At 68.2% G+C, this 18,582-nt stretch carries 21 protein-coding genes and 2 tRNA genes; 13 read left to right on the top strand and 10 right to left on the bottom strand.

Annotated elements, in window-relative coordinates:
• Positions 1–134: 134 nt before the first annotated feature.
• The 5 genes from clpX to MEICH_RS0114380 all read right to left on the bottom strand — a co-directional run bounded on the left by clpX (position 135) and on the right by MEICH_RS0114380 (position 3,687).
• A complete protein-coding gene (gene clpX / locus MEICH_RS0114400; RefSeq protein WP_027893231.1) occupies positions 135–1,331 on the bottom strand; it encodes an ATP-dependent Clp protease ATP-binding subunit ClpX in 1,197 nt (398 codons plus the stop codon).
• Positions 1,321–1,908, bottom strand: a complete 588-nt coding sequence (locus MEICH_RS0114395; RefSeq protein ID WP_027893230.1) for an ATP-dependent Clp protease proteolytic subunit — start codon at positions 1,906–1,908, stop codon at positions 1,321–1,323. The genes clpX and MEICH_RS0114395 overlap by 11 nt, the downstream gene beginning before the upstream one ends.
• 189 nt (positions 1,909–2,097) lie before the next feature.
• Positions 2,098–3,312, bottom strand: coding sequence for a trigger factor (tig, locus tag MEICH_RS0114390; RefSeq protein ID WP_027893229.1), 1,215 nt, complete (start codon positions 3,310–3,312; stop codon positions 2,098–2,100).
• Between the two features lie 156 nt (positions 3,313–3,468).
• Positions 3,469–3,553 (bottom strand) — tRNA-Leu (locus MEICH_RS0114385).
• A 57-nt stretch (positions 3,554–3,610) separates the two neighbouring features.
• Positions 3,611–3,687 (bottom strand) — tRNA-His (locus tag MEICH_RS0114380).
• A gap of 166 nt (positions 3,688–3,853) precedes the next feature.
• Between MEICH_RS0114380 and MEICH_RS0114375 the strand changes: the two genes are divergently transcribed.
• From MEICH_RS0114375 to MEICH_RS0114365, 3 genes are all read left to right on the top strand, one after another.
• Complete coding sequence (locus MEICH_RS0114375; protein ID WP_027893228.1) at positions 3,854–4,459, top strand: TetR/AcrR family transcriptional regulator; 606 nt, start codon at positions 3,854–3,856, stop codon at positions 4,457–4,459.
• 172 nt (positions 4,460–4,631) lie between these two features.
• Complete coding sequence (locus tag MEICH_RS0114370; protein WP_157202794.1) at positions 4,632–5,213, top strand: hypothetical protein; 582 nt, start codon at positions 4,632–4,634, stop codon at positions 5,211–5,213.
• Between the two features lie 88 nt (positions 5,214–5,301).
• On the top strand, positions 5,302–5,988 hold the full coding sequence (locus tag MEICH_RS0114365) for a Crp/Fnr family transcriptional regulator (protein ID WP_027893226.1): 687 nt from the start codon (positions 5,302–5,304) through the stop codon (positions 5,986–5,988).
• 86 nt (positions 5,989–6,074) lie between these two features.
• On the opposite strand, the gene MEICH_RS0114360 is transcribed toward MEICH_RS0114365, so the two are convergent.
• Positions 6,075–6,527: a cytochrome P460 family protein gene (locus tag MEICH_RS0114360; protein WP_084542311.1), complete on the bottom strand. Its 453-nt coding sequence runs from the start codon at positions 6,525–6,527 to the stop codon at positions 6,075–6,077.
• A gap of 84 nt (positions 6,528–6,611) precedes the next feature.
• Here MEICH_RS0114360 and MEICH_RS0114355 point away from each other — a divergent pair, with 84 nt between their 5' ends.
• From MEICH_RS0114355 to MEICH_RS0114315, 9 genes are all read left to right on the top strand, one after another.
• Positions 6,612–7,736 carry an NAD(P)/FAD-dependent oxidoreductase gene (locus tag MEICH_RS0114355; protein WP_027893224.1) on the top strand — a complete coding sequence of 375 codons (1,125 nt, stop codon included), beginning with the start codon at positions 6,612–6,614 and terminating at the stop codon, positions 7,734–7,736.
• Positions 7,737–7,962: 226 nt separating this feature from the next.
• A complete protein-coding gene (locus MEICH_RS0114350) occupies positions 7,963–8,778 on the top strand; it encodes an ABC transporter ATP-binding protein (protein ID WP_027893223.1) in 816 nt (271 codons plus the stop codon).
• A gap of 78 nt (positions 8,779–8,856) precedes the next feature.
• Positions 8,857–9,684: an ABC transporter permease gene (locus tag MEICH_RS0114345; RefSeq protein ID WP_027893222.1), complete on the top strand. Its 828-nt coding sequence runs from the start codon at positions 8,857–8,859 to the stop codon at positions 9,682–9,684.
• Between the two features lie 132 nt (positions 9,685–9,816).
• On the top strand, positions 9,817–10,608 hold the full coding sequence (locus tag MEICH_RS27250; RefSeq protein WP_027893221.1) for a nucleotidyltransferase domain-containing protein: 792 nt from the start codon (positions 9,817–9,819) through the stop codon (positions 10,606–10,608).
• Positions 10,609–10,912: 304 nt separating this feature from the next.
• Entirely contained in the window at positions 10,913–11,425 is a 513-nt protein-coding gene (locus MEICH_RS0114335) for a hypothetical protein (RefSeq protein WP_027893220.1), read from the top strand.
• A gap of 105 nt (positions 11,426–11,530) precedes the next feature.
• Positions 11,531–12,133 carry a hypothetical protein gene (locus tag MEICH_RS0114330; protein ID WP_027893219.1) on the top strand — a complete coding sequence of 201 codons (603 nt, stop codon included), beginning with the start codon at positions 11,531–11,533 and terminating at the stop codon, positions 12,131–12,133.
• Entirely contained in the window at positions 12,117–12,446 is a 330-nt protein-coding gene (locus MEICH_RS0114325) for a transcriptional regulator (RefSeq protein ID WP_027893218.1), read from the top strand. Before MEICH_RS0114330 ends, MEICH_RS0114325 begins: the two co-directional genes overlap by 17 nt.
• A gap of 17 nt (positions 12,447–12,463) precedes the next feature.
• The gene (locus MEICH_RS0114320; RefSeq protein ID WP_027893217.1) at positions 12,464–13,186 is read left to right on the top strand and encodes an ATP-binding cassette domain-containing protein; all 723 of its coding nucleotides are present in this window, start codon (positions 12,464–12,466) and stop codon (positions 13,184–13,186) included.
• A gap of 24 nt (positions 13,187–13,210) precedes the next feature.
• Positions 13,211–14,392 carry an ABC transporter permease gene (locus MEICH_RS0114315; RefSeq protein ID WP_027893216.1) on the top strand — a complete coding sequence of 394 codons (1,182 nt, stop codon included), beginning with the start codon at positions 13,211–13,213 and terminating at the stop codon, positions 14,390–14,392.
• 73 nt (positions 14,393–14,465) lie between these two features.
• Here MEICH_RS0114315 and mqnC read toward each other — a convergent pair whose 3' ends face one another.
• Entirely contained in the window at positions 14,466–15,605 is a 1,140-nt protein-coding gene (mqnC, locus tag MEICH_RS0114310) for a cyclic dehypoxanthinyl futalosine synthase (protein WP_027893215.1), read from the bottom strand.
• 166 nt (positions 15,606–15,771) lie between these two features.
• Here mqnC and MEICH_RS0114305 point away from each other — a divergent pair, with 166 nt between their 5' ends.
• Positions 15,772–16,062 carry a hypothetical protein gene (locus tag MEICH_RS0114305; RefSeq protein WP_157202792.1) on the top strand — a complete coding sequence of 97 codons (291 nt, stop codon included), beginning with the start codon at positions 15,772–15,774 and terminating at the stop codon, positions 16,060–16,062.
• On the opposite strand, the gene MEICH_RS0114300 is transcribed toward MEICH_RS0114305, so the two are convergent.
• From MEICH_RS0114300 to MEICH_RS0114290, 3 genes are all read right to left on the bottom strand, one after another.
• Complete coding sequence (locus tag MEICH_RS0114300; protein WP_027893213.1) at positions 16,055–16,690, bottom strand: glycosyltransferase family 2 protein; 636 nt, start codon at positions 16,688–16,690, stop codon at positions 16,055–16,057. The two genes, MEICH_RS0114305 and MEICH_RS0114300, sit on opposite strands and share 8 nt — an antisense overlap.
• Positions 16,691–16,704: 14 nt before the next feature.
• Entirely contained in the window at positions 16,705–17,727 is a 1,023-nt protein-coding gene (locus MEICH_RS0114295) for a M50 family metallopeptidase (protein ID WP_027893212.1), read from the bottom strand.
• A gap of 3 nt (positions 17,728–17,730) precedes the next feature.
• The coding region (locus MEICH_RS0114290; protein WP_027893211.1) for a 1-deoxy-D-xylulose-5-phosphate reductoisomerase at positions 17,731–18,582 on the bottom strand (852 nt) is incomplete at its 5' end.

Below are 18,582 nucleotides of genomic sequence, written 5' to 3'. Positions count from 1 at the left end.
GAGAAGGGCGAACTCAAGGTTCGCCCTCTTCGCTTTCCTTTCCCTCTGAAGGGGCAGTGGACGATTAACTCTGTAGGGGCGCACCGCGGTGCGCCCCTGGCTATCGGCTATGAGCTACCGACCATCGACACCCTTCACGACGCCTGCCGCAGCCGGGCTTCCTCGAGCGCCGAGAGCGGCTTGTCGAGGTGGGGGATGTCAATGACGATCTCCCGCACGGTGGCGCTGGGGGCTTCGAACATCAGGTCCATCATGGCTTTCTCCACGATGGCCCGCAGGCCGCGCGCGCCGGTGCCGCGCTTGAGGGCGCGGCGCGCGATCTCGCGCAAGGCGCCGGGGGTGAAGCGCAGCTCGATGCCCTCCATGCGCATGAGTTCCTGGTACTGCCGCACCAGGGCGTTCCTGGGCTCGGTGAGGATGCGCACCAGCGCCTCTTCGTCGAGGGAGTCGAGCTGCACGAGCACGGGCACGCGCCCGATGAATTCGGGGATCAGTCCGAAGCGCACGAGGTCCTCGGGGATGACCTCGAGGCTCTCCTCCTTCTGCGCGGCCTTGGTGAAGCCGATGGGGTGCTGGTCGGCGCGGGCCTTGACGATGTGGTCCAGGCCGTCGAAGGCGCCGCCCAGGATGAAGAGGATGTTCTTGGTGTTGACCTGGATGAACTCCTGGTGGGGGTGCTTGCGCCCGCCCTGCGGCGGCACGTTGCACAGCGTGCCCTCCACGATCTTGAGCAACGCCTGCTGGACCCCCTCGCCCGAGACGTCGCGGGTGAGGCTGGGGTGCTCCGACTTGCGGGCGATCTTGTCCACCTCGTCGATGTAGACAATGCCCCGCTCGGCGGCCTGCACGTCGAAGTCGGCGGCCTGGAGCAGGCGCAGGATCACGTTCTCCACGTCTTCGCCCACGTAGCCCGCCTCGGTGAGGGTGGTGGCGTCGGCGATGGCGAAGGGCACGTCGAGCATGCGGGCCAGGGTCTCGGCCAGCAGGGTCTTGCCGGTGCCGGTAGGCCCGATGAGCAGCACGTTCGACTTCTGCACCTCGGCCTCGGGGTGCAGCAGGCGCTTGTAGTGGTTGTAGACCGCTACGGCCAGGGTCTTCTTGGCGTTGTCCTGCCCGATGACGTACTGGTCGAGGAAGGTCTTGATCTCCAGCGGCTTGGGCAGGTGGCTGGGGCCCTTGAAGCCCTGCTTGGGCTGCTGCTCGAGCAGGCTCCAGGCACGCTCCACGCACTCGTTGCAGATGTAGACCTCGCCCATCGGGGACTCGACGAGGTTGTCCACCTCGGGGGGGCGGCGTCCACAGAAGCTGCAGGAGGGCCGGTTACGCCTCATTCGTTACCACCTGATCCACCACGCCGTAAAGCTGCGCCTCGGTCGCGGTCATCCAGAAGTCGCGGTCGGTGTCGCGCTCGATCTTCTCGATGGGCTGCCGGGTGTGCTTGGACAGGATGTTGTTCAAAAGCTGCTTGTTCTTGAGGATCTGCTCGGCGTAGATGGCGATGTCGCTGGCCTGGCCGCCGATGCCGCCCGAGACCCACGGCTGGTGGATCATTACCTTGGCGTGGGGGAGGGAGAAGCGCCGCCCCGGGGTCCCGGCCGCCAGCAGCACCGCGCCGAAGGAGGCCGCCATGCCCAAGCAGATGGTAGACACCGGCGCCTTGACGAACTGCATGGTGTCGTACAGCGCCAGCCCCGCCGTCACCTCGCCGCCCGGAGAGTTGATGTAGAGCTTGATCTCCTGGTTGGGGTTCTGCGCGTCCAGGAACAGCATCTGGGCGATGATGATGTTGGCGACCTGGGAGTCGATGGCGGTGCCCAGGAAGATGATGCGGTCCTTGAGAAGACGGGAGTAAATGTCGTAGACGCGTTCACCCCGCGCGGTCTGTTCGATAACGTAAGGGACTACCATACCGGCCCTATTGTAATGGGCGCCCGACCTCTGAGGGGACGCTGGAGCACCATTTTGGCCGGGTGTCGGGGCCTGCCGGGCCGGGAAATTGTAGCCAACCCATCCGCCGGGCAGCGCCCAAAGGCGCTGTAGCAAACACGAAAGGCGGAGGCCGGGAACTGCCCCGGCCTCCGGAACGGCGCGGAAGGTTCAGGCCCCGATGCGCTCGAGCGCCTCCATCACGGCCTTGTCGTGCAGGCGCTGGATGCGCAGGCGAGCCAGGGTCTCCTCGCCGAGCTCCTGCTGCAGGGCGCTGGGGTTGGTGCGGTAGGCGCGGGCCAGGTCCACGACGTAGCTCGCCCACTCCTCGTCGGTGAAGACGGTGCCCAGGTCCTCGGCGAGCTTCTCGCGGGCCAGCGAGCGGCGGATCGAGCGGGCGGCGTCCTCGCGCAGCTTGGTCTTGAACTCCTCGAGCTTGCCCTCTTGCTCGAGGTTCTGGATGTAGGCGTTGAACTCGATCTTCTGGGCCTTGAGCTCCTCGGCCAGGTGCTGCAGGAGGTGCTGCTCCTCGCGCGCTTGCATGGTGGGGGGAATCTCCACCTCCATGCCCTCGGCGAGCTTGTCCACGAACAGGTTGGCCTTCCGGTTGCGCACCTCACGGTCGGCCTGCCCCTCAAGGCTCTCGCGCACCTTGGCGGTGAGGGTGGCGAGGTCCTCCTCGCCCACGGTCTTGGCGAACTCGTCGTCGAGCTCGGGCAGTTGCAGCGCCTTGACCTCGGTGATCTTGGTCTTGATCTCGCGCACCACGGCGTCGCCGTCCTTGACCGGCACCATCACCTCTTCGCCGGCGGAGCGGCCCATCAGGGCCTCGCGCACGTGCTCGAGCGCGTTCTCCATGCTCACCGGGAAGCGGCTGCCATCCTCGGTCTCGATGAAGACCTGGTCGCCGGCCTCGATGGGGCGCTCGACCGTGACCAGCTCGCCGTAGCGCTGGCGCAGCTCTTCGAGGGCCGTGGAGACCATCTCGTCGGTGATCTCGGGCTTCTCGACCTCGAGGCTGAAGGCGGTCCAGTCGGGCAGCTTGACCTCGGGGTAGTTCTCCACCTCCGCCACGTAGACGAAGGGCGCGTCCTCCTCGAGCCTGGCCTCGACCAGCTTGACCCCTACGGGCAGCAGCTCGAGCTCGCGCACGGCCTGGGGGTAGGAGCTGTCCAGCAGCCGCTCCTTGACCTCCTCCAGCAGGGCTTCACGGCCCAGCCGGGCCTCGACGACCTTGGCCGGGGCCTTGCCCGGGCGGAAGCCGGGGAAGCGGTACTTGCTGGCGTACTCCCGCACCACCGCGTCGTAAGCCTTTTTCACGTCCCCTACCGGGACTTCGACCTTCATTTTGACCATGAAGCCATTGCGCTCGAGAATTTCTGCCACGTCAACACCTCGTGTGCGCGCCAGCCAGTGGCGCAGAGCCAGACCTTGCTCATCTGGCGTCACCAAGCCACCAGTTTACCCGTTGCGGGCTCGTTTGCCTAGCTCGCGAGGAGGCCGGATTTTCGGGGGGTTTAGGAGGGCTGCTCTGAAGCCTTTTGGTGCGAGGAGCGGGACTTGAACCCGCACACCTTGCGGTACTGGATCCTAAGTCCAGCGCGTCTACCAATTCCGCCATCCTCGCATATGAGGGCTAAGGACAGGATACCACCCCTCGCGGGGTGGCATCCCTCCTGAAATTTGGGGTGAGTGATGGGACTTGAACCCACGACCCCCGGTTCCACAGACCGGTGCTCTAACCGGCTGAGCTACACTCACCGCGCTCCGCTTCGCGCCTCTCGAGGCCGCAAAACAGCAACCGTCATTTTATGCACCGCCAGCCGTAGCGTCAAGCGTGGCGGGGGAGGGGTGACGGAGGCTGCCGGGCCCCTTGCCCCGCGAGCCTCCTTTCAGGAACGGGTATACTAACAACTGTTAGTTCGCTATGAGCCGCCGCAACGAAATCCTCGACCGGGCCGGGGAGCTCTTCAGCACCCGGGGCTTCCACGCGACTTCCATGCGCGACCTCGCCGAGGCGGTGGGCCTGCAAGGCGGCAGCCTCTACGCCCACATCGCCTCCAAGGACGAGCTGCTCTTCGAGATCGTCAACAAGGCCGCCGACGCCTTCTTGCGCCAGGCGGAGTCGGTGCCGCGCGACCTGTCGCCCGAGGCCCGCCTGCGGGCGCTGGTGCGCGGGCACCTCGAGGTCATCGTGCGCGAGCTGCCCCGGGCCAAGGTCTTCTTCGACGAGTGGCGCTTTTTGTCCGATGACTACCAGCGGCGCATCAAGGAGCGGCGCGACGCCTACGAGGCCCATTTCCGCGAGGCCATCGCCGCGGGGATCGCCGCGGGCTTGTTCCCCCAGCAGGACGCGCGCCTGGCGAGCCTGTTCGTGCTCTCGGCGCTCAACTGGGTCTACCAGTGGTATCACCCCGGAGGGCCGCTGGGCCTCGAGGCCCTGAGCGAGCAGTACGCCGGCCTCATCCTGGCGGCGCTGCGCAACGCCCGGCCGGAGCCCGTCGCCCGCTCCACGGGAGGGAATAGCCGCTGACCCACCATAGACGTGGTTCAAAAATAGGGTAATTTCGTCATGGGTGACCCACCCGAGCCGTTGTCGCGCGGGTCAGCTCGAGGCCGATTGGTCAGGTTGGCCTGTCGTAGGATGAGGGCAGCTTTACACTCGGCTACAGCACGACTGCCAAAAGATGGCTAAGGAGGAATGCATGAAGCGGAATTGGATTCTAGGCGGTGCGGTGGTGGCGATTCTGGCGGGCTGCGGGCTGGTTCCTCCGATCCCCGTCAGCGACCCGCTGCAGCTCAACGGGAAGTCGGTAACGCTCTCCCTGGCCGGGGGCGCGCTGAGCAGCCAGTCGGCCATGTCGGGCGCGGTGAACGCCTCGGTTGCCGACGTCCTCAAGGACGTGACCATCCCCTTCACCCCGGGCTCGTTCAAGGTTTGCTACGACTTCACGGTCGAGGGCACGTTCAGCGGCCCGTCGGGCAGCGTCAAGCTGAGCAATATCGAGCTGGACCTCACCGTCAATGACGGCACCAACGGCCCGGCGTCGTTCCAGGCCAGCGCCAGCGAGGTGACGATGACCTTGGCAGCCGGCAAGTACACCGGCAGCGGCAAGGGCCTTTGCGGCAACGCCTCCGACGTGGCCAAGGTGATCGCGGTCCTCAAGAACGCCCCCGAACCCAACACCATCACCGGCACCTTCAGCCTCGAAACCGACGCCACCCTGCCCCCGGGCACCACGCTCAAGATCATCTTCGAGAACGGCCAGGGCGAGATCAAGCTCTGACGCAAGCTCTTGCGCTGGGGGTGCCTGAGGGCACCCCCGGTTTTCGTGCCGGGTGTCCGCTCGTGAGGGCTCGAGCGTACAGTGGGATATGGACTATTTACGGCAGCCCGGTTTCCTGGAGGGGCTCAGCGAGTACGAGCGCACCCGGCTGGGCCAGATCTGCCCTCCCAACACCTACGGGCGGGGCGATTACCTCTTCCGCGCGGGCGACCCCTGCAGCGGGCTCACCATCGTGATCCACGGGCAGGTCAAGCTCGCGCGGCTGAGCCCTTCCGGGCAGGAGCGCATCCTCTTCATTGCCGGGCCGGGGGACTTGCTGGGGACCAATTTCCTCGACCCGGAAGCACGCTTCCGTTCGGACGGGGTCTGCCTGGGCGAGGTGGTGATCTGCCCGGTCAGCCGAGTGCACGTCGAGCAGGTGGCGCGAGAACTCCCCAACGTGCCGCTGCGGCTGGTGGAGGTGCTGTCCCGGCGCCTGAGCCACCTCGAGGACCAGCTCGAGATCGCCGCTGAGCCGGTCCTGCTGCGCCTGGGGCGGGCGCTGGTGTGGCTGGGACAGTGCTTTGGCCGCGAGGTAGGGGAGGGCTGGCGGGAGATCGACCTCGAGCTACGGCAGGAAGACCTGGCGGCGCTGTGCGGCACCACCCGCGTGACCGTCACGCACAGCCTGGGCCTGTTGCGCGAACGGGGGCTGCTGGAGGGGACCCGGGGCTCATACCGGGTCCGGTGCGACGGCCTGGAAGGCTACCTCCAGGCCGTCGCGTGGCAGGAGTGAGGCCCGCGCAAGCCCGAGTAGCCCCGCGGGAGCCCTCATTCTCCCTTCAGCCGGGGTGACTCGGTCACGGGTCACGCTAGAGGCGCTCAGCGCTTGCCGAACTGCGTGAAGACCAGGTCGCTGGCCTTGGCCTCCTGGTGGCAGCCGGTGCACATGGCGGCGTTGGCGAAGACCCCGCCCTTGAAGCCGTTGCCGTCACGCTCGAAGACGCTCCACTCCCAGTCGCCCTCCCTAGCGCTCTTCTTCTCCATCACGTACAGGGTGGTCACGCTGAGGGTGTCGGGGTCCATGCGCTCCTTGATGAAGACCGTGCCGGCCGCGAAGGGGGCTTTGTACTTGCCGTCCGTGCCGACGAGCTTATCGGCGGTGAGGTTGACGTACACGTCCTTGGCCGAAGGGTGAGCCCCGGCGGCCGTGATCTTGGCGACGTTCGCCCGCGTCCAGCCCGTGTAGCCCTGGTACTTCTCGGGCAGCCCGGCCACCTTGGCCGACACGATCCCCACGATGGCCAGCACCAGCACCGGCATCCATGCTTTCATGTCTCCACCTCCGCCTTCCACGCTAGCGACTCCCCGGAGGCGGCTGTGTATCCTACTTAACCCCGGTAGAATGTCCGCTACGAGATGAGCACGACAGCGGATGTGATCGTGGTGGGTGCGGGGATTATCGGCGCGGCCTGCGCCTACCGGCTGGCCGAGCGCGGCCTTCGGGTGCGGCTGCTCGAGGCCGCTTCGGCCCCGGCGGCGGGTTCGACCGGCAAGAGCGCGGCGGGCGTGCGGGTGCAGTTCACCGAGGCGGTCAACGTGCGGCTGTCCTGGCAGTCCATCCAGGAGTACCGGGAGATGCCCGAGGCGGGCTACCGCCCGATCGGCTACTTGCTGCTGGTGCCCGAGGAGGACTGGGCCGACCACCTGCGCGGGGTCGAGCTGCAGCGCGAACTGGGGGTGCCCGTCGCGGTGCGCGGCCTCGAGGCCGCCCAGGAGTGGTTCACCTTCGAGCCCCACGGCCTCGCCGGGGCCACCTTCGGCCCGGCCGACGGGGTGGTGGACCCCCACGGCATCTGCATGGAGTACCTGCGCCGGGCCCGCGGCCTGGGAGCCCTGCTCCACCTGGAGGCCGAGGTGCTGCGGGCCGAGCGCCGGGGCGGGGCTTGGCAGGTGCAGACGCCCGCCGGGACGTTCGAGGCCCCCGTGCTCTTGAACGCCGCCGGGGCCTGGGCCGGCGAGGTGGGGCGGCGGGCGGGTCTGGAAATCCCCGTGCAGCCCGCCCGCCGCATGGTCTTCTGCACCGCGCCGCTGCCCGAGCCCCCCGCAGGCCCCCTCACCATCGACCTGTCCACCGGCTTCTACTTCCGCCCCGAGGGCGAGCGCCTGATCTTCGGCAAGAGCAACCTCGCCGACCTCGGCTTCGCCGAGGGCATGGACTGGGGCTGGCTCGAGCCCACCCTCGAGGCCGGCCTGCTGCGCTTCCCCTGGCTCGAGCGCCTGGCCCTCGACCGGCGGGCGAGCTGGTGGGGCTACTACGAGGTCACCCCCGACCACAACCCCATCCTGGGCTGGATGCCCGGCGTGGAGGGCTGGGCCAACGCCTGCGGCTTCTCGGGCCACGGAGTGCAGCAAGCGGCCGCGGTGGGCCGCCTGATGGCCGAGGAGATCGCGGACGGGCGGGCTCACTCCCTCGACATCGACCCCCTGCGCTACGAGCGCTTCTCGAGCGCGGTGGAGGTGCTCGAGCGCCACATCGTCTGAGGGCTTCTGTTGCTCTCATAACCCTGCCCCGGACTTTAGGCCCCCCTTGAAAATGAGCGAGGGGTGAGGGTACACTGCGCTTTGGGTGATTCGATGAACAACTTCATTCGCATGGCCAGGCCCTGGGCCTGAAGTCCCTTCCTATACCCGAAACCCGCGCATTCGCAGACGGCGACGTCTGCTGAGCCAGGCGGCCTTCGGGCCGCCGCTTCGTTTGGAGTGTGCCATGCAAGTACTGGAAAAACCGGTCGCCACCAAGCTGGCTATCGAAGTTCGGGGCCTCAGGAAAGTCTTCCGTAAGCGGGAAAGCCTGCTGCGGGGGCCGCTCAAGGAGGAGTGGGCGCTCAAGGGCGTGTCCTTCGTGGTGCACGAGGGCGAGACCTACGGCCTGCTCGGCCCCAACGGTTCGGGGAAGTCCACGCTGATCCGCATCCTCTCGACCCTGCTCACGCACGACGGGGGCGAGGTGCGGATGCTGGGCTACCGCCTGCCGCAGGAGGAGCGCCCCCTGCGCCGCCTGATCGGGCGGGTGAGCGTGGACGCGGCCTTCTACAAGAAGCTCTCGGCCCGGGAGAACCTGCTCTACGCCGCGCAGCTTTACGGCCTCGAGGCCCGCGCCGCCGAGCGCCGGGCCATGGCGATCCTCGAGCGCCTGGGCATCGAGTCGCGCCGCTTCAACGACCCGCTGGAGGAGATGAGCCGGGGGATGCAGCAGAAGATCGCCATCACCCGCGCGCTGCTCATCAACCCCCCGCTCCTGCTGCTCGACGAGCCCACCACCGGCCTCGACCCCAAGAGCCGCCGCGACGTGCAGGCCTTCCTGGAGGACCTGCGCCGCGAGCAGGGCACCACCATCCTCCTCACCACCCACGACATGGCCGAGGCCGAGCGCCTCTCCCACCGCGTCGGCTTCCTGGCCCACGGCAACCTGGTGGCCGAGGGGACGGCCGAGGAGCTCAAGGCGCAGGCGGGGACGCAGGACCTCGAGGAAGCCTTCATCGCCCTGACCGGCGAGGAGATCGAAGAAGAGCAAGACGCTTGACGCAAAACGCAAGACGCAAACAGCCAAAAGGCGTTTAGCGTATTGCGTATAGCGTCTAGCACGACCGGAGGGAGCTTTATGCTCGAACGCTACGTACGCCCCATGTGGGCCTTCGTGTTCCGTGACTGGCACCTGACGCGGCGGTACATCAGTTGGGTGTTCGTGTTCGTCTTTTACGCCATCGTCAACTCGGCGACCATCGCCCTCATCGGCAAGTCGCAGGACGACTTCCGCCTCACCCTCACGCTGCTGCTGGGGGTGCTGCTATGGAGCTTCCTCTCGGCGATGTACAACGAGATCGCCAACTCCATCAGCTACGAGCGCTGGGAGGGGACGCTGGAGTACACCTTCATGGCCCCGGTCTCGAGGCTCATCCACCTCAGCGGGGTGTCGCTGTTCGCCGTGCTCTTCAGCGTGGTGCGCACGGCCGTGATCCTGGTCGGGCTGGTGCTGTTCATCCAGGTCTCGGTGAGCGGGGCCAACCTGCTGGGCGTGCTGGTGGTGCTCCTGGTGGGCAGCCTGGCCTTCATGGGCCTGGGCCTGATGGCGGCCATCCTGCCGGTGATGAGCCCGGAGAACGGCGCGCAGGCCACCAACATCTTCCAGGGGGTGCTGCTGCTGGTCTCGGGCATCTACTACCCGGTCTCGGTGCTGCCGGCCTGGATCCAGCCCCTGGCCTACCTGAGCCCGGCCACCTACGCCCTCGAGGCCTCGCGCAAGCTCATGGGCATCAACAACCCCGACTCCACGCCCGAGCGCTTGGTGGGGGCCCCGCTGAGCGCGGTGCTGCCCGAGCTGGGCATCCTGTTCGTGATGGGCCTGCTGTTCATCCCGATGGGCCTGTGGGTCTTCAGCCGGGCCGAGGGCTGGGCCAAGCGCACGGGCAAGCTCAAGCGCACCGGGTGATACCCGATTCGGTCGGTTCAGCGTTGAACCGACCGAAGGGAGTGCTCTAGGGTTCAAAAAGACAGCCTTTGGAGGTCTTTGGTTTCGATGACTCTTTTCGAACCCGGTATAAGGCCTCGAGGAGGGCCGGCCATGTACCCGAACCCAGACGTACAGGAGGTCGTCGAGGCGCTCGCTGCCGGCATCCGTGAGGCCCTGGGGGCCGGCCTCGAGGGCCTCTACCTCCGGGGCTCGCTGGCGCTGGGCGACTTCGACCCCGCCAGCAGCGACGTGGACCTGCTCGCCGTGACCCGGACGCCCGTCACCGGGGCCGAGTTCGCGGCGCTTTCGGCCGTGCACTCGCGGGTGCAGGCGCTGGACAACCCCTACGCCGCCGAGGTCGAGCTGGCCTATGTCCCGCTCGAGCTCCTGGCGAACTTCGTGCCCAAGACGCGGGTTCCCGCCCTCGAGCGCGGCTGCGGGAGGGCGCTCGGGTGGAAGGCGCTGGGCGCCAACTGGCTCCTGGAGTTCTGGGCCGTCCGGGAGCACGGGGTGGCGCTCCACGGCCCCCATCCGAAGGCCCTGATCGGTCCGGTCCCGCCCTGGGCGCTGCGCCAGGCGGTGCGGCAGGTGCTGCCGGACTGGCTCGAGTGGGCCGGCACCACGGCGCGGCGGGAGATGCTGGGGCACGCGGGCCTGGCGCGCTTCGCCGTGGAGACCATGTGCCGGGCGTTGCTGACGCTGGAAACAGGGGAGATGGGCACCAAGCCCCGGGCGGTGCGCTGGGCGCTGGGGCGATGGCCCGGGTGGGCGCCTCTGCTCGAGCGCTCCCGGGCCTGGAAAGCCGGCCAGCCCCTTTCCGAGGCCGCCGTGGACGAAGTGCTGGCCTTCATCCGGGCGGTCGCCCGGGAAGGGCTCTCCCCTGAACCCCCGCTCGAGGGCTGACGGGGGGCGGGCCCGGCGGAAGGACCGGGAGGGGGCCATAGCCCCCTCCCTTGCGCTGCTCACGCCCCGAGGGTAAGGGCGGCCGGCCAGGTAGTCCTCCACGGGGTTCTTAGCTTGATTAACGAAAAGAAGTCCCGGCAGTACGGGTATTTCGCCGGATCGGCACGGGTTGGATGTGAGCTGCATGGGCTTTCCTGAAGCCGCTCATCAGCGGGGTGACAGCCACGATTCAGTGCAGGCTCAGTGAGAATTTTTACCGTGCAGGAGAACCAAATTAGGTTCGCACGAACAAGAGGAGATCACCATGAAAAAATACCTGATCGCAACACTGGCAGCGGGTCTGATCGCGGGGTGCGGTCTGCTCCCCGGTATCGGCGGGCAGCAGGTCATCGGGGTTTTCTCCGGCGACTGGTCCACGGTGGACAAGTCCAAGATGCGCTTAGCCCTGGTGGGCCTGACCGCGGAAGGGCAGTTCAGCTACAACAACCAGCTCGAGATCAAGGACCCCGACGTGACCAAGCGCTACGCCCTCGAGCTGCCGCAGGCCGCCGAGGAGGGCAGCTACCAGGTGGTGGCCTACTCCGACGAGGACACCAACGGCAAGTTCGGCTCGGGCGACGTGGTGCTGGGCAACACCTGCCACAAGTACCTGCTCTACTCCGAGAGCAACGGCAACAAGGTCTTCTGGGTGGGCACCGTGCAGACCCTCACCGTGACCAAGGGCTGGAACGGCTACGACAACAAGACCCAGGCCGCTCCCTACCAGGCCGAGAACTACGAAGGCTTCGACCTCTACCGCACCGGCCAGTGCCCCTGAAGCTGAGGGAACTGGGACACGCCGCCAGGGCCTAGGCCCTGGCGGTCTTCATTGAGGGCTTGACTGTAAACCGGTTTGTACCGCAAACTGGTTTAGGGTGAAGCGATGAACCAGGACCGGCGGTTGGAAGAAGTCAGGCGGGTCACGGCCTTTTTCAGTTACTGGCAGGGGCTGCGGCTGGTTCCGCTGGGCTTCATGCTCATGGTCGAGGGGTTGCTGCTCTCCCCGCTGTTCGAGGGGAAGGGGCTGGGGGTGGGGGTCATCCTCCTGGGGGTGGTGGTGGCCACGGTGCTGTTCTCCTGCGTCATCGCGGCGGGATACTACCGCTCCGCCTACGGCGTGGTGCGCAACCCGGCGACCAACCGGCGCCTGGACGCCTGGCTGGTGCTCTTCATCCCGCTGCTGGCCCTCCTGCTGGCGCTCGACGCCCGCCTCGAGCTGCCCGTCTTCATCAGCGGCCTGGTCTGGGCGGGCGCGGCCTGGCTCTACGAGCGCGCTACCGGGGGAGGGCGGCGTCACTGGCGGCTGCTCGCGCTGGCCCTGGCCCTGCTCGCCCCGCTGCCCCTGCTGGGCGTGAGCCCGGACTGGATGATGAGCCTGTTCCTGGGGGTGCTGGGCCTGGGGTATGCCGCGTGCGGGATGCTCGACCACCTCGAGCTCACCCGCATCCTGCCGCCGGTGAAGGACGACGATGGAACTGCGCTTTGACCCCGAGTCCACCCGCCTGCTGCACGAGCCGGCCCGCCTGATGATCATGACCGTGCTCGGCGCGTGCCAGAGCGCCGACTTCGTGTTCCTCCAGCGGGCCACCGGCCTCACCAAGGGCAACCTCTCCTCGCACCTGTCCAGGCTCGAGGAGGCGGGTTACGTGCAGATCACCAAGCAGTTCATCGGCAAGCTGCCCAACACCCAAATAGGCCTCACCGAGGCGGGCAGGGCAGCGCTCGAGCAGCACTGGAAGCAACTCGACGACCTGCGCCGCCAGGGCGACCAGCTCCGGCAGCAGCAGGCCAAGGGGTGAGGCAAAGGAGTAAATGCATGGTTGAAGCGACGGGATTGAGCAAGAATTACAAGGATTTCAAAGCCGTGGAGAACCTCAGCTTCCGGGTGGGCCACGGCGAGGTCTACGGCCTCCTCGGCCCCAACGGAGCCGGCAAGACCACCACCTTGCGCATGCTGGCCACCCTGCTCACCCCCAGCAGCGGCACCGCCACGGTCGCGGGGTACGACATCCGCAAGCAGCCGCTCGAGGTGCGCCGCAACCTCGGCATCGTCAACGGCGGGATGCAGGTGTACGAGCGCCTGACGGGCCGGGAGGTGCTGGAGTTCTTCGCGGGCTTCTACGGGGTGGAGGGCCGCCTGTTCCGGGAGCGGCTGGAGTGGGTGGCGAGCCTGCTCGAGATGGACGGCGTGCTCGACAAGCTGGTGCGCGAGATGTCGACGGGCATGCGGCAGAAGGTGGTGGTCGCCCGCTCCATCCTGCACCAGCCGCCCGTGCTGCTGCTCGACGAGGCCACCGCCGGGCTCGACGTCTTCGCCCGCCGCTCGCTGCTCGACTTCGTCAAGCAGTACCGCGCGCTGGGCAAGAGCCTGGTCTACTCCACCCACGTCATGAGCGAGGCCGAGGAGGTCTGCGACCGGGTGGGCTTCCTCTACGGGGGCAAGCTCGTCTACGAAGGGCCGGCCAGCGAGGCCATGAGCCGTGGCGGGGGCAGCCTCGAGCGCGCCTTCATCCGCCGCCTGGAGGAAGTCGCGGCCTGAGCCGCCGGAGAATCGAGGCAATCCATGGACAACGTGACGCGTATTTTCCGCAAGGAGATGCTCTCGGTGCTGCGCGAGCGCCGGGTGATCTTCAGCACCCTGATCCTGCCCATTTTGCTCATGCCCCTGCTGATGTACGGCCCCAGCCTGCTGCTGGGCAACGCCGCGCGCAAGACCGTGGAGCAGGTGCAGCCGGTGGGGGTGCAGAACCTGCCCGAGGCCGCCCTGCAGGCCCTGCGCGCCGCCAAGCTCGACCCGGTCCCCGTGGACGACCCCGAGACCCGGGTGCGCGAGAAGGTGGTCCAGGCGGCGGTGGCCTACGGCGAAGGCCGCTACGTCATCTACGGCCGGCTCTCGGGGGGCGTCACCCAGAGCAGCGTGGTGGTGGATAAGGTCGAAGGGGCCCTGCGGGCGCTGAAGGACCAGGAGGTGGCCCGCACCCTGCAGAGCCGGGGCATCTCGCCCGCGGTGCTCGAGCCCTTCCGGATCACCACCCAGGACGCCTCGCCCAAGCAGGAGCGCTCGGCGGGCCTGTTCGCCTTCTTCATCCCCTACTTCCTGGTGCTGTTCATCCTCATCGGCGGGCAGGTGGTGGCCATCGACACCACGGCGGGGGAGAAGGAGAAGGGGACGCTCGAGGCCCTGCTGGCGACCCCGGCACCCCTCTCACAGGTGGTGCTCGGCAAGGCCCTCGCGACGCTGGTGGTGGCGCTGGCGGCGGCGCTGGCCTCGGTGGCGGGCATCGTGCTGGGCGGGACGGTGGTGCGTAGCTTCTTCGCGCGGCAGCTCGAGGCCATGCAGGGCGGGGGCACCCAGCTCGGCGGGGCGCTCGCGCTCGAGCCCAGCGGCTACCTCGCGCTCCTCGTCACCGCCGTCCTCTTCGCGGCCATGATGGTCTCGGTGCAGCTCACGCTGGGCCTGTACGCCCGCAGCTTCAAGGAGGCCCAGAGCTACATGGCCCCCCTCCAGTTCGTCTTCATCCTGCCGCTCATCGCCCTGCAGTTCTCCGACTTCCTCACCCAGCAGCAGTGGTACTACGCCCTGCCCGCCTTCAACGTCATGCTGCTGCTCGACGGCATCGTCAAGGGCTCGGCCCAGGGCTGGCAGATCAGCCTGACCTGGGCCACCACGCTGGTCTTCGCCGGGCTGGCGCTGGCGCTGGCGGTGCGCAACTTCCGGCGCGAGGACGTGGTGTTCCGGAATTAGCCCGCTAGCCTGCATCCAACGCGGAATGGCCGGGAATTCCCGGCCATTCCTTGCTGTGGTTGAGGGCGCGGGGTCAGGCCATCGGCAGCGGCTCGGGGTCGCGCTCGCTCAGCACGGCCTCCACGTCGGGGTAGCGCAGGATGTTGTAGTAGGGGTCGCGCTCGGCGGGGGTGAAGCCCGCGTCGGCGATGTGGCGCACGATCTGGCGCACGGTGGCGTGGGTGCGGTTGTGGCCGGCGGCCACGCTGACCACGTTCTCCTCGAGCATGGTGCTTCCGAAGTCGTTGGCGCCGTAGTAGAGCGCGGTCTGGGCGACCTTGAAGCCCATGCTGGGCCAGCTCGCCTGCAGGTTAGGGACGTTGTTGAGGGCCAGGCGGGCCACGGCGAGTTGCTGCAGGTACTCGTGGGCGCTGGCGCCGGGGGCCTTGCCCTTGAGGCGGGTGTTCTCGGTCTGCAGGGTCCACATGGCGAAGGCGGCGTAGCCGTGGCCGTGCTCGCGCTGGGCCTTCTCCTGCTGGGCCCGGATCTTGATCAGGTGCTCGGCGCGCTGGGCGTAGGTCTCGCCGAAGCCGATGACCATGGTGGCGATGGTGTAGAGCCCCAGGCGCTGGGCCGCGTCCTGGATGCGGAACCAGTCCTCGGCCTTGATGCGGGCAGGGGCAGCCTTGGCCCGCACCTCGTCCACCAGGATCTCGCCGCCGGCCCCGGGCAGCCCGTCGAGCCCGGCCTCCTTGAGCTCGGCCAGCAGCTCGGGGGCCTTGCGGCCGGTGATCTTCTCGAGCCCCAGGATCTCCTCGGGGCTGAAGGCGTCGATGCGGACCTCGGGGTAGTGGCTCTTGAGGTAGCGCAGGAGGTCGAGGTACCAGGTGTAGGGCAGCTTGGGGTTGACCCCGCCCTGCATCAGGATGCGCCGCCCGCCGATGCTCATGAGCTCCTCGACCTTGTGCCCGATCTCCTCGAAGCTCAGCACGTAGGCGTCCTTCTGGCGGTCGGTGCGGTAGAAGGCGCAGAAGTTGCAGGCCACGTTGCAGACGTTGGTGTAGTTGATGTTGCGGTCGATGAGGTAAGTCACGAGGTCGGGCCGCGCCCGGCGCAGCCGGGCCTCGTGGGCCGCCGCCGCCAGCTCGGGCAGGGGGACGTGGTATAGCGTTTCGATCTCCTGGGCGTTCAAGGTTTCGCCCTGCACGGCACGCTCGAGAAGCCGGTCGTTCACGCTGTCACCTCTTCGCCATGACGCAATGCAACCCACGGTAGCCGCTTCATATCCCCTCAATGTTACCGCCCCGCGTGGTGAAAAAAGTACCGTTCGCCCCTTTGGCCCCGCCTTGCCAGCGTGCTCGAGCCGGTCTACCCTAGAGATGAACCGCGAGGAGGGGACTATGGCCCAGAGCAGCCTGGAACTGCTGGACGAACTCGAGCGCCTGCTTTCCCACCGCCACCCGGCCGGGCCCGGCACCCACATCCACGGGGCGGGCATCGAGGTGCGCGAAGCCCGCAAGGCGCTGGCCCAGCTCCGCGAGGCCATCACCCGGAAGGGCGACCCCAAGCCCGCCATCGCCGCGACCCGCAAGGCGGCGCTCGGCCTGCACCTCAACGAGCCGCACCGCTTCGGGTACGTGCTGAGCCAGCTCGAGCGGGGCCTGCTCGAGGAGGCCGAGAAGGCTAGCTGACCCTGCGGCGGCGCCAGGAGCGCAGGATCTCGCGGTACATCTGCAGGCGGTGGGCCACCCCGCCCCAGAAGCCGCGCTTCTCCTCCTTCATCACCTGGCCCATCCCCACCAGCGGCACGTACTTCACCCGCCACTTGTGCTCGGCGGCGTGCTGGGTGAGCACCATCTCGATGCCGTAGCGGGCTCCCTCCAGCCCCTGCACCTGCCGCAGCAGCTCGGTGCGGAAGGCCCGCTGGCCCGAGAGGTAGGGGGTGATGCGCTGGGCGAGGTCGGTCTGCAGCCGCCCGCCCTTGAAGATGCCGATGCTCATGTCGGCCTCGCCGTCGCGCACCGGGGCCAACAGGGCCTCGAGGTGCGGGGGGGTCAGGCCGGTGAGGTCGGCGTCGAGCAGCATCACCAGCGGGGTCTCGACGTGCCGCAGGCCGTAGGCCACCGCCCCGCCCTTGCCCCGGTTCTGCGGCAGGCGCACCACCTTGGCCCCGGCGGCTTCGGCCACCTGCGCGGTGGCGTCGGCCGAGCCGTCGTCGGCGACGATGACCGGGAAGCCGGCCTCGAGCACCGTCTTGATCACCGCGCCGACGTGGTCTTGCTCGTTGTAGGCCGGTATCAGCACCGTGGTCGCAGCCATGAGGACCCTCCCCGCTAGCTCCCGCCCCCGAGGTTGCGCAGGTCGTTGATGGTGACCAGCACCAGCAGCAGCAGCATGAACAGGAAGCCGCCGTAGCTCAGCCTCGCCTCGTGCTCGGGGGTGATGCGGCCGCGGGCGATCACGTTGGCGAGCAGGATCAGGATGCGCCCGCCGTCGAGGCCGGGGATGGGCAGCAGGTTGAAGATCGCCAGCGAGAGGTTGATCTGGATCATCAGCAGCGCCAGGGTGTAGACCCCCTGCTGGGCGGCCTGCCCGGTCACCGAGACGATGCCCACCGGCCCCGAGAGGCCGGTGTTGGACTGGCCCGCCACCGTCCCCACCAGCCCGGTGACGATGGCCCGGAAGGCCGCCGGCGCTGCCGTCACGGTGTCGGCGATGGAGCGGAAAAAGGCCTGGAAGAACGGGAGCTTGGTGTACCGGATGATGGGCCCGTAGCGGATGCCCAGGGTGCCTTGGCCGCCCGGCCAGTCGAAGCGAACCTCCACCGTTTCCCCGCCGCGCCGCACGGTGAAGCGCTTCTCGCCCGCGCCCTCCCGGAAGTTGCGCACCTCCTCCCAGCTCTTCAGCGGCTGGCCGTTGAGGGCCACGATCACGTCGCCCGCCCTCAGCCCGATCGCTTCGGCGCGGCTGCCCTCGACCACGGCGGCGACCTGGGCCTGGCCGGGCACCGCCTCGGGCAGGCCCCGCACGCTGGCGAGGGTCGCCAGCAGCAGCCAGGCCAGCAGCAGGTTCATCACCACGCCGCCCACCAGGATGAGGAATTTGCCCCAGACCGAGAGCCTCGAGTACCCGTGGGCATCCCCGGGCATCATGCCGTCGATCTCGGCGTAGCCCCCCAGGGGGATGGCGTTGAGCCGCCAGGTCGTGCCGCGCCAGTCGAACTTGAGCAGGGTGGGGCCGAAGCCCAGCGCGAAGTTCTTGACCCCCACGCCCTGAGCCTTGGCCGCCCAGTAGTGGCCCAGCTCGTGGACCAGGATGCTGACGCCGATGATGAGCAAAAACCACAACAGTGCCATTCTCTAGACCTTTACCTTCAGCAGCTCGCGGCTGCGGACGCGCGCCTCGAGGTCGGCGTGCCCGATGCTCTCCCAGCTCAGCCCGCCCTGGGGGACCGCCTCGAGCGCCGCCTCGAGCACCCGCGGGATGTCTAAGTAGCCGATCTGGCCCTTGAGGAAGGCCTCCACCGCCACCTCGTCGGCGGCGTTGAGCACCACCGGGGCCAGCCCGCCCCGGCGCCCGGCCTCGTAGGCGGCGGCCAGGGCGGGGAAGCGCCCGGTGTCGGGGGGGTAGAACTCGAGGCGCTCGGGGATGGGGAGGTCGCGCAGGGGGGTGGGGGGGCGTTCGGGGTAGGTGAGGGCGTACTGGATGGGCAGCCGCATGTCGGTGGGGCCGAGCTGAGCCTTGAGGTTGCCGTCCTGGAAGCGCACCAGCGAGTGCACGTAGGACTGCGGGTGGATCAGCACCTTCACCTTCTCCAGCGGCAAGCGGAAGAGCTGCACGGCCTCGAGCACCTCGAGGCCCTTGTTGAACAGCGTCGAGGAGTCGATGGTCACTTTGGGCCCCATCTTCCAGCGGGGGTGGCGCAGGGCCATCTCGGGGGTGACGTGGCGCAGGTCGGCGGGTTCGTGCAGGAAGGGGCCGCCGGAGGCGGTGAGGATGAGCTCGGCCACGCCGGAAAGGGGTTCGCCGGCCAGGCTCTGGAAGAGGGCGGAGTGCTCGGAGTCCACGGGCAGGATTTGCGCCCTGCTCCTCTCGGCCTCGGCCCACAGCAGCGGCCCGGCCGCCACCATGCTCTCCTTATTGGCCAGCGCCACGCGCCGCCCGGCCTGCACCGCCGCCCGCACCCCGGGGAGCCCGGCCAGCCCCGGGAC

This window comes from Calidithermus chliarophilus DSM 9957 (assembly GCF_000430045.1).
Taxonomy (GTDB): Bacteria; Deinococcota; Deinococci; order Deinococcales; family Thermaceae; genus Calidithermus; species Calidithermus chliarophilus.
The sequence above is the reverse complement of the archived record's forward strand: the minus strand, read 5'-3'. Positions and strand labels throughout refer to the sequence as shown.